This is a genomic window from Nonomuraea sp. NPDC004186 (assembly GCF_053603495.1).
In genome coordinates this window covers 106,404-118,362 of sequence record NZ_JBSGFQ010000030.1, presented here as the reverse complement: position 1 = coordinate 118,362, position 11,959 = coordinate 106,404, and the positions used below count along the sequence as shown (strand labels likewise).

Sequence of the window (11,959 nt, the reverse complement as noted above, 5' to 3'; positions counted from 1 at the left end):
TGCGCCGCCGACCGAAGACCGCCCAGCAGCGCGTACGGCGAGCGCGACGACCATCCGGCCAGCACCACGCCGTAGACCGACACCGCGCCCATGGCGAGCATGAACAGCACGGCCACCGGCAGGTCCACCATCTGCAGCGGCGTCTGCACGCCGAACAGGTTGACCATCGGCGCGAACGGCACGATCGAGAAGGCCAGGAACGCCGGGACCACCATGATGACCGGGGCCAGCAGGTAGAGCACCTTGTCCACGGTCCGCGGGAAGAGGTCCTCCTTCAGGCCCATCTTCAGGCCGTCGGCCACCGACTGCAGGAGGCCGAACTTGCCGGCCCGGTTGGGGCCGTACCGGTTCTGCATCCTGGAGATCAGCTTGCGCTCGAACCAGACGCCGAACAGGATGCCCAGCATCAGGAAGGCGAACAGCATCACGGCCTTGATGATGGTGATCCACAGCGGGTCCTTGCCGAAGTCGGCGAGGGTGGGATCGGCCGCGAGAACGTGGGTCATGAGGCGCTCCCGATGGTGACGATGTCGCCGGCCACCGCGTGCAGGTCACGGGTGACCGAGCAGCCGCCGGAGTTCGCAGGCACCCAGACGACCCGGTCCGGCAGGTCGGCGACGCGCACGGGCAGGGTGACGCTGTCGCCGACGACGAGCTTGTCGCCATCCGCGACCCCGAGCTCGGCCGCCGTGCTCTCGGAGACCAGCGCCTCGGCGGCGCGGGCGGTGCCCGCCAGGTACGGCTCGCCGTCCTGCAGCCTGCCCTCGTCGAGCAGCAGGTGCCAGGTCGCCAGCAGCGCCTCGCCGGCCGCCGGGGCGACCTGGGCGCGGGTGGCGGTGTGCGGGGCGGTGACGCGGCTGCCGCGCCAGGCGCCCAGGCCGGACAGCTCCCGCCTGGCGGCCTTGGCGTCCGGCAGGCCCAGGTGGACGTCCATCCGGTCGGCCAGGTTGCCGATCACGGCCAGGTCGCTCTGCAGGCCGGGCACCTTCAGCGGCGCCTCGAACGAGCGGCCCCTGCCCTCCCAGTTGACGAACGTGCCGCCCTTCTCCTGAACCGCGGCGACGGGCAGGACCACGTCGGCGCGGTCGGTGACGGCGCTGGCGCGGATCTCCAGGCTGACGATGAACGGCGTGTGCTCGAGCGCGTCGAGCGCCGCCGCCGGGTCGGCCAGGTCGTAGGGGTCGACGCCGGCCACGACCAGCGCGTCCAGCTCACCGGCGCGGGCGGCCTCCAGGATGCCGGTCGTGTCGCGGCCGGGGGTGGCGGGCAGCGAGGCCACGTTCCACGCCCTGGCGACCTCGGCCCTGGCGGTCTCGTCGTCGACCGGGCGGCCGATCGGCAGCAGGTTGGGCAGCGCGCCGGCCTCGACCGCGCCGCGCTCACCCGCCCTGCGCGGCACCCAGGCGAGCCTGGCGCCGGAGGCGTTGGCGAGCCGCACCACGGCGGACAGGGCGCCGGGCACGGTGGCCAGGCGCTCGCCGGCGAACACGATCGTGCCCTCGGCCAGCGTGCCGACCAGGTCGCCGATCGCGTCGGCCTCGGTGCCGGGCGCGGTGCGGATGAGCGTGCCGCCCATCTTGACCAGGCCGGGCGAGGCGAACGGGGCGATCGAGGTGACCTTGAGGCCCTTCTTCTGCCACGCCTTGCGCAGGCGCAGGAAGACGATCGGCGACTCCTCCTCGGGCTCGAACCCGACGAGCAGCACGTGGGGGGCCTTCTCGAGGTCGGTGTAGCTGACCTCGATGCCCTTGCCGGCCACCGCGTGGGCCAGGAACTGCGCCTCCTCGGCGGAGTGCGGCCGGGCGCGGAAGTCGATGTCGTTGCCGCCCAGGGCCAGGCGGGCGAACTTGGCGTACGCGTACGAGTCCTCGACCGTGACCCGGCCGCCGACCAGCACGCCGGCCTTGCCGCGGGCCTTGGCCAGGCCCTCGGCGGCCACCGCCAGCGCCTCCGGCCACGAGGCGGGCACGAGCACGCCCTCCTCGTTGCGGACCAGCGGCGTCTTCAGCCGGTCGGGCTGCTGGGCGTAGGTGAAGGCCCAGCGGCCCTTGTCGCAGTTCCACTCCTCGTTGACCTGCGGGTCGTTGCCCGCCAGGCGGCGGGTGACCCGGCCGCGCCGGTGGTCGGTGCGCTGGGCGCAACCGGCGGCGCAGTGCTCGCACGCGCTCGGAGTGGAGACCAGGTCGAACGGGCGGGCCCGGAACCGGTAGGCGGCGCCGGTCAGCGCGCCGACCGGGCAGATCTGCACCGTGTTGCCGGAGAAGTAGGAGTTGAACGGCTTGCCCTCGGCGGTGCGCACCTGCTCCTTGGCCCCGCGCTCGAAGAATTCGATGAGCGGGTCACCGGCGATCTGGTCGGAGAAGCGGATGCACCGGGCGCACTGGACGCAGCGCTCGCGGTCGAGCAGCACCTGCGTGGACAGCGGCAGCGGCTTGGGGAAGGTCCGCTTCTGCTCCTGGAACCGGGACTCGCCCTGGCCGTTGGACATGGCCTGGTTCTGCAGGGGGCACTCGCCGCCCTTGTCGCAGACCGGGCAGTCGAGCGGGTGGTTCATGAGGAGCAGCTCCATGGCCCCGCGCTGCGCCTTCTCGGCGACCGGCGAGGTGAGCTGCGTCTGCACGACCATGCCCTCGGCGACCTCGATCGCGCACGACGGCTGCGGCTTGGGGAAGCCGCGGCCGTTGCCCGCGTCGGGGATGTCGACCAGGCACTGGCGGCAGTTGGCCGCCGGGTCGAGCAGCGGGTGGTCGCAGAACCTGGGGATCTGGATGCCCAGGAGCTCGGCGGCCCTGATGATCAAGGTGCCCTTGGGCACGCTGACCTGGAACCCGTCGATGGTCAGGGTCACCAGGTTCGTCTCGGTCTCTACGACTGTCACTGCTCACCCCAGAGAGTGGACTTCTTCGGGTCGAACGGACAGCCGCCGATCTCGAAGTGCTTGAGGTACTCGTCGCGGAAGTACTTCACGGAGGAGTGGATCGGGCTGGTCGCGCCGTCGCCCAGGGCGCAGAACGAGCGGCCCAGGATGTTGTCCGCGATGTCGGTGATCGTGGTCAGGTCCTCTTCGGTGCCCTGGCCCTTCTCCAGGCGCTTGAGCACCTGCTTGAGCCAGTACGTGCCCTCGCGGCAGGGCGTGCACTTGCCGCAGGACTCGTGGGCGTAGAACTCGGTCCAGCGCAGCACCGTGCGGACCACGCAGGTGGTCTCGTCGAAGATCTGCAGGGCGCGGGTGCCGAGCATGGAGCCCTTGGCGCCGACCGCCTCGAAGTCGAGCGGCACGTCGAGGTGCTCGTCGGTGAAGATCGGCGTGGAGGAGCCGCCCGGGGTCCAGAACTTGATCTGGTGACCGGCCCTGATGCCGCCCGCCATGTCGAGGAGCTCGCGCAGCGTGATGCCGAGCGGCGCCTCGTACTGGCCGGGCCTGGTGACGTGGCCGCTCAGCGAGAAGATGCCGAAGCCCTTGGACTTCTCGGTGCCCATCCCGGCGAACCAGTCGGCGCCGTTGCCGATGATCGAGGGAACACTGGCGATCGACTCGACGTTGTTCACGACAGTCGGCGAGGCGTACAGGCCCGCCACGGCGGGGAACGGGGGCTTGAGTCGCGGTTGACCTCTGAAGCCCTCCAGCGAGTCGAGCAGCGCCGTCTCCTCGCCGCAGATGTACGCGCCGGCGCCGCTGTGCACGACCAGCTCGAGGTCGTAGCCGGAGCCGAGGATGTCGGTGCCGAGGTAGCCCTTCTCGTACGCCTCCCGCACGGCCGCGTGCAGCCGCCGGATCACGTGGAGCACCTCGCCGCGCACGTAGATGAAGGCGTGGTTGGCCCGGATCGCATAGGCCGTGATGATGATGCCCTCGACCAGCGAGTGCGGGTTGGCCATCATCAGCGGGATGTCCTTGCAGGTGCCCGGCTCCGACTCGTCGGCGTTGACGACGAGATAGTGCGGCTTGCCGTCGCCCTGCGGGATGAAGCCCCACTTCATGCCGGTGGGGAAGCCCGCGCCGCCGCGGCCGCGCAGGCCCGAGTCCTTGACCGCCTGGATCACGGCGTCAGGGTCCATGGCCAGCGCCTTCTTCGCCGCCTCGTACTCGCCGTAGACGTCGATGGTGAAGGAGTTGGGCTGGTCCCAGTTCGCGGTCAGGACCGGTGTCAAAGTCGTGCTCATGCCTCGGGGGCCTTCCATCCGTTGGCCTTGGCGACCTTCAGGCCCTCCAGCGAGGCGCCGGCGGCCGACGGGCCGTCGCCCGCCAGGTCGTCGGGCAGGCCGGCGAGCACGCGCGAGGCGTCCTTGAAGCTGCAGAGCTTCTTCGGGCCGCGGGTCGGCCGCACGTCCTTGCCGTCACGCAGGTCGTCGACGAGCTGCTTGGCCGACTCGGGGGTCTGGTTGTCGAAGAACTCCCAGTTGACCATCATGACGGGGGCGAAGTCGCAGGCCGCGTTGCACTCGAGGCGCTCCAGCGAGATCTTGCCATCTGCGGTCGTCTCCTCGTGGCCGACGCCGACGTGCTCGGACAGCTCGTCCCAGATCTGGTCGCCGCCCATGACCGCGCACAGCGCGTTGATGCACACGCCGACGTGGTAGTCGCCGGCGGGCTTGCGCTTGTACATCGTGTAGAAGGTCGCGACGCCGGTGACCTCGGCCTTGCTGACGCCCAGCATCTCCGCGCAGAACTCCTGCCCGTCGTCGGAGACGTAGCCGTCCTCCGACTGCACGAGGTGGAGCAGCGGCAGCAGTGCGGAGCGCGTCTTCGGGTAACGCCCGATGATCTCCTTGGCGTCTCGCTCCAGACGCTCCCGGATCTCCGGTGAATAAGTCACCGGTCCACACCTCCCATGACGGGGTCGATAGAAGCCACCGCGGCGATCACGTCGGCGACCTGGCCGCCCTCTGCCATCGCGGGGAAACCCTGCAGGTTGCAGAAGGACGGCTCGCGGAAGTGCACGCGGTAGGGGCGGGTGCCGCCGTCGCTGACCACGTGGGCGCCGAGCTCGCCCTTGGGCGACTCGATGCTGGCGTACGCCTGCCCGGCCGGCACCCGGAAGCCCTCGGTCACCAGCTTGAAGTGGTGGATGAGCGCTTCCATCGAGGAGCCCATGATGTGGGCGATGTGGTCGGGCGAGTTGCCGAACCCGTCGGGGCCGAGCGCGAGCTGCGCGGGCCAGCCGATCTTCTTGTCCTCGATCATCACCGGGTCGCCCTTGAGCGGGCCGGCGATGCGGTCGAGCGCCTGCTCAATGATCTTGAGGGACTCTTCCATCTCCTTCATGCGCACGAGGTAGCGCGAGTAGACGTCACAGCCACGCTCGGTGGCGACGTCGAACTCGTACGTCTCGTAGCCGCAGTAGGGCTGCGACTTGCGCAGGTCCCACGGGAGCCCGGCGGCGCGCATGATCGGGCCGGTGATGCCCAGGGCCATGCAGCCGGTCAGGTCGAGGTAGGCCACGTCCTTGGTGCGGCGCACGTAGACCGGGTTGGCGTCGAGGAGCTTGCGGATGTCCTTGATCCGCTTGGGCATCTCCTTGAGGAACTCACCGACCTTGTCGACCGCGCCCGCGGGCAGGTCGACGCTCACGCCGCCCGGCCTGATGTAGGCGTGGTTCATGCGCAGACCGGTGATGTACTCGAAGAGATCCATGATCATCTCGCGGTCGCGATAGCCGAAGAGGAACGGCGTGGTCGCGCCCAGCTCCATGCCGAACGTGCCCATCGCGACCAGGTGCGAGGAGATCCGGTTGAGCTCCATCATCATCACGCGGATGGCCTGCGCCCGGTCCGGGATGCGGTCCTCGATGCCGAGCAGCTTCTCCACGCCCAGGCAGTAGGCGGTCTCGTTGAAGATCGGCGAGAGGTAGTCCATGCGGGTCACGAACGTGGTCCCCTGGGTCCACGTCCGGTATTCCATGTTCTTCTCGATACCGGTGTGCAGGTAGCCGATGACGCTGCGCGCCTCGGTCACCGTCTCGCCGTCGAGGGTCAGGACCAGGCGGAGCACGCCGTGCGTGGACGGATGCTGCGGGCCCATGTTGACGACCAGGCGCTCTTCTTCGGTGTCGCGCGCTCCGGTGACGACCTCGTCCCAGTCGCCGCCGTTGACCGAATAGACCTTGCCCTCGGTCGCCTCGTCATAAGCGGTGCTCACGAGTAGCTCCTCCTCTGGTCGGGCGCGGGGATGGTGGCGCCGCGGTATTCGACCGGGATGCCGCCGAGCGGGTAGTCCTTGCGCTGAGGGTGGCCGTCCCAGTCGTCCGGCATCATGATCCGGGTGAGCGCGGGGTGACCGTCGAAGATGATCCCGAAGAAGTCGTACGCCTCACGCTCATGCCAGTCGTGACCAGGGTAAACGCCCACGGTCGATGGAATGTGCGGGTCGGAGTCGGGAGCGCTGGCCTCGACGCGTACGCGGCGGTTGTAGGTGATCGAGCACAGGTGGATGACCGCGTGCAGCTCCTCGCCCGTCAGGTGCGGGTAGTGCACGCCGGTGACGCCCAGCGAGAGCTCGAAGCGCAGGGCCGGGTCGTCGCGCAGCTTCTGGCAGACCTCGACCAGCCGGTCCCGCTTGACGTGCAGGGTCAGCTCGCCACGGTCGACGACCACGCGCTCGATGGCGTCGTCGAGCGCCAGGCCGTCCACGACCTCGTCGAAGTAGCCGCCGTACGGGCGGGGCGTCGACAGCTGCGGCGCCCGGCGCACGACGAGGCCGCCGTAGCCGGAGGTGTCGCCGGAGTCCTGGGTGCCGAACATGCCGTGCCGGGCGATGGGCGCCTCGGGGATGGCGGGAACCGCGGCCTCGGGGGTCTCACCGCTTTCCGGGCTACCGGGGAGGTTGTCGGGCGAGGTCACTTCGAGGCTCCCTGGTCGATCAGCGGCAGCGGCCGCAGCGCCTGCAGCTCGAGCTCCTCGATCTGCTTGGCGCGGTGGGCGCCGAACTTCATGTTCTGGATCTTGTCGTGCAGCTTCACGATCGCGTCGATCAGCATCTCGGGCCGCGGCGGGCAGCCCGGCAGGTAGATGTCGACGGGCACGACGTGGTCGACGCCCTGCACGATCGCGTAGTTGTTGAACATGCCGCCGCTGGAGGCGCACACGCCCATGGAGATGACCCACTTCGGCTCGGCCATCTGGTCGTAGATCTGCCGCAGCACGGGCGCCATCTTCTGCGAGACGCGGCCGGCGACGATCATGAGGTCGGCCTGGCGAGGAGACGCCGAAGCGCGCTCCATGCCGAAGCGCGCCAGGTCGTAGTGGGGGCCGCCGGTGGCCATCAGCTCGATGGCACAGCAGGCGAGGCCGAATGTGGCGGGCCACACGGAGTTCTTGCGTGCCCATCCGGCGGCCGCCTCGACCGTGCTGAGGATGAACCCGCTGGGGAGTTTCTCTTCAAGTCCCATTTTCAGTCCCAGTCCAGACCCTTGCGGCGCCACACGTACGCATAGGCGACGAGCACGGTGACGATGAACAGCACCATCTCCACGAGCGCGAACAGCCCCAGACCGGAGCTGAGCACCTGGCCGGCGTCGTTCGTCTGCGGCGCGAACGAGACCGCCCATGGGTAGAGGAAGATGATCTCGATGTCGAACACGATGAAGAGCATCGCGGTGACCATGTACTTGAGCGGGAACCGTCCACCACCGACGGGCTGGGGCGTCGGCTCGATGCCGCATTCATAGGCGTCAAGCTTGGCGCGGTTCCAGCGCTTGGGGCCGGTGAAGGGAGCGATGGCGACCGAGAAGATCGCGAAGCCCCCCGCGAGAACGGCGAGCACCAGGATGGGCACGTAAAGGTCCATCGCTACGCCTCCTCCGGAGTCGCCGCGCGCGCGGGCGCGCAGCCGGATCTGTCAGTTCTGAGATTCATGCTGGTGGGGCGACCTTCGAGAGAGCGTTAATGATCATGTCTGACGCATCGCCTCGCCGGTCGGTGAGATTACCAAGGAGTTTGATGGCGAAGCGCATCAGCCTCGGGTGAGGGAGACCGTGCCTGGTGCCGAAGCTCATCACGCCCGGCTTTCCGATGAGCTCGACGAACAGCCTGCCCAGGGTGAAGTATCCGCCGTAGGCGTCCTTCAGCACTTGAGGATAGGTCCTCAGAGCGCGTTCCCGGTCCGCGGGGGTGGTGCCCCTGAGGGCCTTGGCGATGACCTCCGCGGCGATCTCACCGGTCTCCATGGCGTAGGCGATGCCCTCGCCGTTGAACGGGTTGATCGACCCGCCCGAGTCGCCCACGAGCACCAGGCCGCGCGTGTAGTGCGGCTGCCGGTTGAAGGCCATGGGGAGCGCGGCGCCGCGGATGGGGGCCGTCATGTTCTCCTCGGTGAACTCCCACTCGGGAGGCATGGCCTTGCACCAGGTCCGCAGCAGGTCCCGGTAGTCGATGTTCTTGAACTGCGCGCTGGTGTTGAGCAGCCCGAGGCCCACATTGGCGGTGCCGTCGCCGACGCCGAAGATCCAGCCGTAGCCGGGCAGCAGCTTCTCCTGCGCCCACAGCTCCAGCCAGATCTCGAGGTAGTCGTCGTCGTGGCGCGGGCTCTCGAAGTACGTCCGCACCGCCACGCCCATCGGGCGGTCCTCGCGCTTGTGCAGCCCCATCCCCAGGGCCAGCCGGGTGCTGTTGCCGTCGGCGGCCACCACCACGCGGCTGCGGTACTCGCGGCCGTCCTTGGTCGTCACGCCGACGATGTGGCCGCTGCGGTCGTCGAGGACGGGCCCCGTGACGGTCACGCCCTCCATCAGGCGCACGCCGTTCTTGACCGCGTTGGCGGCGACGATCTGGTCGAAGTCCTGGCGGGTGCGTACGAGGCCGAAGTCCGGGAAGCGCTCGAGCTGGGGCCAGTCGAGGTCGAAGCGTAGGCCGCCGCCGACGACGCGCAGCCCCTTGTTCCTGACCCAGCCGGGAGCGTCGACGTCGACGTCCATGTTGAGCAGCTGCTTGACCGCCCGCGGCGTCAGGCCGTCGCCGCAGACCTTCTCGCGGGGGAACCTGGTCTTCTCCAGGAGCAGCACGTCGAGTCCGGCCTGAGCGAGGTACCAGGCGGTCGCGGAACCGGCGGGACCTGCGCCGACGACGATGACGTCAGCGTCAACTGTGCTCATGGTCGCGCCCGCTTCGCCACTCGTTGGCTCCTTCGTCGCTCTCTCGCGACGAGCTCCTGCGCTCGGGGCTCATGGTCGCGCCCGCTTCGCCACTCGTTGGCTCCTTCGTCGCTCTCTCGCGACGAGCTCCTGCGCTCGGGGCTCATGGTCGCGCCCGCTTCGCCACTCGTTGGCTCCTTCGTCGCTCTCTCGCGACGAGCTCCTGCGCTCGGCGGGTGGCTGTTGGCACGGTCACTGGACTGTCCTGTCCTACACGCTCGAAGGCCTTGGGGGTGGTGTGCTGCCTTCGTTCCTTTGTGAACCCCTTCACAAACTTGTCGGCCCGCAGTCTACTGCTTTTCCAGTACATAGTGGCAGTCGGGGTGCTGTTCTGTGATCCAAGAGGAACGGTGTGTCGCGTGTGGTCTCACGCCGCCTTGAACCCTCTGTGCAGGGCGACGATGCCCATCGTGAGATTGCGCCAGGCGACCCGCTCCCAGCCGGCATCCTGAATGGTCCGGGCCAGTGTGCGCTGGTCGGGCCAATCCCGGATCGACTCAGCCAGATATTCATAGGAATCGTCATTCGAGCCGAACACCTTGGCCACTTTTGGCAGCAGCTTCATCAGATATTCGCGGTAGACGAGATCGAAGGGCCCGAACGTCACGTGGGAGAACTCCAAGATCACCAGTCGGCCGCCCGGCCTGGTGACGCGCAGCATCTCCCGCAGCGCCTGCCGGGTGTCGTGCACGTTGCGCAGCGCCACCGAGATCGTCACCGCGTCGAACGCGTCGTCGGCGAACGGCAGGCGCAGCGCGTCGCCCGCGATGAAGGGCACCCCCTCACCCGACAGCGCGTTGCCGCCGTGGCGGCGCACGCCGGTGCGGAGCATGCCCAGCGAGAAGTCGGACGCGATGGCCCGCGCGCCCAGCGTGGTGAACGCGTCGGTGGACGTGCCGGTGCCGGCGCCCAGGTCGAGCACGAGCTCCCCGGGGCCCGCGTCGATGGCCGCGGCCACCGCCTTGCGCCACATCCTGACCTGCCCGAGGGAGATCACGTCATTGACCAGGTCGTAGCGCCGGGCGGTGCGATCGAACATCGCGGCGACCTCGTCCGGCTGTTTGTCCAACTGAGCGCGCGTCATAGGCCAAGACTATGGGAGGCCCTCCAGGCCCGTTCCCAGGGCCGTGAACACGACATTCAACGGAAAGTAGCCACGAGACTACTGAACGTCTGCTAAAACTTGGCGAATGCTTGCCCGTGTCGCCCTTGCGGCGATCATCGCCTCGGCTCCCACGGCGCATTTCGGCGTCGTCTCGGCCGACCCGGTAGACAACACCCCGCACGTGCTCGACGGCATCGTCAACGCGATCACGGTCGTCGGCGACACCGTCGTGGTCGGCGGCTCGTTCAGCGAGGTGAGCGACGCCGCCCGCACCACCGCCTACCCGCGCTCCAACCTCTTCGCCTACAACCTGACCACGGGCCGCGTCCTGCCGGGCTTCGCGCCGATCGTCCCCGGCCCCGTGTACGGCCTGGCCGCCGGCGACCAGGGCACCGTCTACGTCGGCGGCGAGTTCATCGGCGTCAACGACTCGCCCGCCAGGTCGCTGGCCAGGCTCAAGCTCTCCGACGGCACGCTGGTGACCGGCTTCGCGCCGCACATCGGCGGCGGCATGGTCTCCACGCTGGCCAGGCTGGGCTCCAAGCTCTACGTGGGCGGCGACTTCACCAGCCCGCGCACCGCCCTGGCCAGGATCGACGCGACGACCGGCGCGGCCGACCCGGCGTTCGGCATCACGCCCGGCGGATCGCTGACGCCCAGGGTGAAGGTCTACGCGATCGCCGCCACCCGCTACCGGCTCGCCGTGGACGGCTCGTTCACCACGCTCGCCGGCCAGTCCAGGCCGCAGCTCGGGCTCATCGACATCAGCGGCCCCACCGCCAGGCTCGCGCCCTGGCGGACGGAGGCGTACGCGCGCCCGTGCATGAGCGAGTTCCCCTCGTACGTGCGCGGCCTGGACTTCTCACCCGACGGCCACTATTTCGCGGTCGTCACCACCGGCGGCCCCAAGGGCGGGATGTGCGACACGGCCGCCAGGTTCGAGACGTACTCCAAGGGCTCCACCATCAGGCCGACCTGGGTGAACGCCACCGGAGGCGACTCGCTCTACGCGGTTTCCGTGACGGGCGCGGCGGTCTACGTCGGCGGGCATCAGCGCTGGCTGAACAATCCGCAGGGGCGTGACTCCGCCGGCCCCGGAGCGGTCTCACGCCCGGGGATCAGCGCCATTCATCCGACTACGGGAATGGCCCTCAGTTGGAATCCCACACGGGAGCGCGGCATCGGTGTGAAGGCGTTTTACGCGCATCGCAGTGGACTACTTGTCGGTAGCGACACAACCCGACTCGGACGGGAGTACCATGCCCGGATTGGCATGTTCCCCCTGCCCTAGTCGTCTTGCGGCTTCGGCCGGTCGATCTTGTTGCTGATGCGTTCGCTCACGGCATCACGCTGCTTGCTGAGCAGGACGTAGCTCGCTATGCCGCTGATCAAGAAAGACACCAGGATCAGCACGAACGGGTTTTGCAGGCCGAGCAGCCACAGCACCCCGAGAGTGACCGCAAAGATGCCGATGCGCGACAGTGTGTAAACGAGAACAGGAGGCACAGGTTCGAGGTTACTCGGACCCGTGGACCGGTCGCTCTTCGCATCGAACGCGAGCGATGCTACTGTTCCCAGTCAGGGAGTTTCGTAAAGAAACACCCACGAGAGCCCCAAAGAGGCTCTATCATATAACAATCGGGCAGTCAGCTGATAACAACCCGTGATCTTTGCAGAAAACCACGGATAAATCAGGCTTCGCTCGACACACTGGTTACCTGTCCGC

12 protein-coding genes are annotated in these 11,959 nt (G+C 68.5%); 1 reads left to right on the top strand and 11 read right to left on the bottom strand.

Going from position 1 to position 11,959, the window contains the following annotated elements:
• From ACWEPL_RS24720 to ACWEPL_RS24675, 10 genes are all read right to left on the bottom strand, one after another.
• Positions 1-506 (bottom strand): complex I subunit 1/NuoH family protein (locus tag ACWEPL_RS24720; RefSeq protein WP_363976724.1); only part of this gene is annotated, 506 nt, incomplete at its 3' end.
• The gene (locus tag ACWEPL_RS24715) at positions 503-2,878 is read right to left on the bottom strand and encodes an NADH-quinone oxidoreductase subunit G (RefSeq protein ID WP_350739847.1); all 2,376 of its coding nucleotides are present in this window, start codon (positions 2,876-2,878) and stop codon (positions 503-505) included. The genes ACWEPL_RS24720 and ACWEPL_RS24715, both read right to left, overlap by 4 nt.
• Positions 2,875-4,164, bottom strand: coding sequence for an NADH-quinone oxidoreductase subunit NuoF (gene nuoF, locus ACWEPL_RS24710; protein WP_350739844.1), 1,290 nt, complete (start codon positions 4,162-4,164; stop codon positions 2,875-2,877). Before nuoF ends, ACWEPL_RS24715 begins: the two co-directional genes overlap by 4 nt.
• Positions 4,161-4,817: an NADH-quinone oxidoreductase subunit NuoE gene (gene nuoE / locus ACWEPL_RS24705; RefSeq protein WP_350739842.1), complete on the bottom strand. Its 657-nt coding sequence runs from the start codon at positions 4,815-4,817 to the stop codon at positions 4,161-4,163. Before nuoE ends, nuoF begins: the two co-directional genes overlap by 4 nt.
• Entirely contained in the window at positions 4,814-6,139 is a 1,326-nt protein-coding gene (locus ACWEPL_RS24700) for an NADH-quinone oxidoreductase subunit D (RefSeq protein WP_350739839.1), read from the bottom strand. The genes nuoE and ACWEPL_RS24700 overlap by 4 nt, the downstream gene beginning before the upstream one ends.
• Positions 6,136-6,840 carry an NADH-quinone oxidoreductase subunit C gene (locus tag ACWEPL_RS24695; RefSeq protein ID WP_397372726.1) on the bottom strand — a complete coding sequence of 235 codons (705 nt, stop codon included), beginning with the start codon at positions 6,838-6,840 and terminating at the stop codon, positions 6,136-6,138. The genes ACWEPL_RS24700 and ACWEPL_RS24695 overlap by 4 nt, the downstream gene beginning before the upstream one ends.
• Complete coding sequence (locus ACWEPL_RS24690; RefSeq protein ID WP_185069987.1) at positions 6,837-7,388, bottom strand: NuoB/complex I 20 kDa subunit family protein; 552 nt, start codon at positions 7,386-7,388, stop codon at positions 6,837-6,839. The genes ACWEPL_RS24695 and ACWEPL_RS24690 overlap by 4 nt, the downstream gene beginning before the upstream one ends.
• A gap of 2 nt (positions 7,389-7,390) precedes the next feature.
• The gene (locus tag ACWEPL_RS24685) at positions 7,391-7,786 is read right to left on the bottom strand and encodes an NADH-quinone oxidoreductase subunit A (protein WP_185069986.1); all 396 of its coding nucleotides are present in this window, start codon (positions 7,784-7,786) and stop codon (positions 7,391-7,393) included.
• A 64-nt stretch (positions 7,787-7,850) separates the two neighbouring features.
• Positions 7,851-9,089 (bottom strand): geranylgeranyl reductase family protein, encoded by a 1,239-nt coding sequence (locus ACWEPL_RS24680; RefSeq protein ID WP_355210271.1) that lies wholly within the window; start codon positions 9,087-9,089, stop codon positions 7,851-7,853.
• A gap of 406 nt (positions 9,090-9,495) precedes the next feature.
• Entirely contained in the window at positions 9,496-10,212 is a 717-nt protein-coding gene (locus ACWEPL_RS24675; protein WP_350739834.1) for a demethylmenaquinone methyltransferase, read from the bottom strand.
• Between the two features lie 106 nt (positions 10,213-10,318).
• Here ACWEPL_RS24675 and ACWEPL_RS24670 point away from each other — a divergent pair, with 106 nt between their 5' ends.
• The gene (locus ACWEPL_RS24670; RefSeq protein WP_363976737.1) at positions 10,319-11,524 is read left to right on the top strand and encodes a hypothetical protein; all 1,206 of its coding nucleotides are present in this window, start codon (positions 10,319-10,321) and stop codon (positions 11,522-11,524) included.
• Here ACWEPL_RS24670 and ACWEPL_RS24665 read toward each other — a convergent pair.
• Positions 11,521-11,739 (bottom strand): DUF4229 domain-containing protein, encoded by a 219-nt coding sequence (locus ACWEPL_RS24665; RefSeq protein WP_350739829.1) that lies wholly within the window; start codon positions 11,737-11,739, stop codon positions 11,521-11,523. The genes ACWEPL_RS24670 and ACWEPL_RS24665 overlap by 4 nt on opposite strands.
• Between the last annotated feature and the right edge of the window lie 220 nt (positions 11,740-11,959).

Excerpts from the sequence above, each read along its gene's own strand:
- nuoF (WP_350739844.1), bottom strand. The coding sequence starts at position 4,164 with ATGAGCACGACTTTGACACCGGTCCTGACCGCGAACTGGGACCAGCCC.
- ACWEPL_RS24690 (WP_185069987.1), bottom strand. The coding sequence starts at position 7,388 with ATGGGACTTGAAGAGAAACTCCCCAGCGGGTTCATCCTCAGCACGGTC.
- ACWEPL_RS24685 (WP_185069986.1), bottom strand. The coding sequence starts at position 7,786 with ATGGACCTTTACGTGCCCATCCTGGTGCTCGCCGTTCTCGCGGGGGGC.
- ACWEPL_RS24680 (WP_355210271.1), bottom strand. The coding sequence starts at position 9,089 with ATGAGCACAGTTGACGCTGACGTCATCGTCGTCGGCGCAGGTCCCGCC.
- ACWEPL_RS24675 (WP_350739834.1), bottom strand. The coding sequence starts at position 10,212 with ATGACGCGCGCTCAGTTGGACAAACAGCCGGACGAGGTCGCCGCGATG.
- ACWEPL_RS24670 (WP_363976737.1), top strand. The coding sequence starts at position 10,319 with ATGCTTGCCCGTGTCGCCCTTGCGGCGATCATCGCCTCGGCTCCCACG.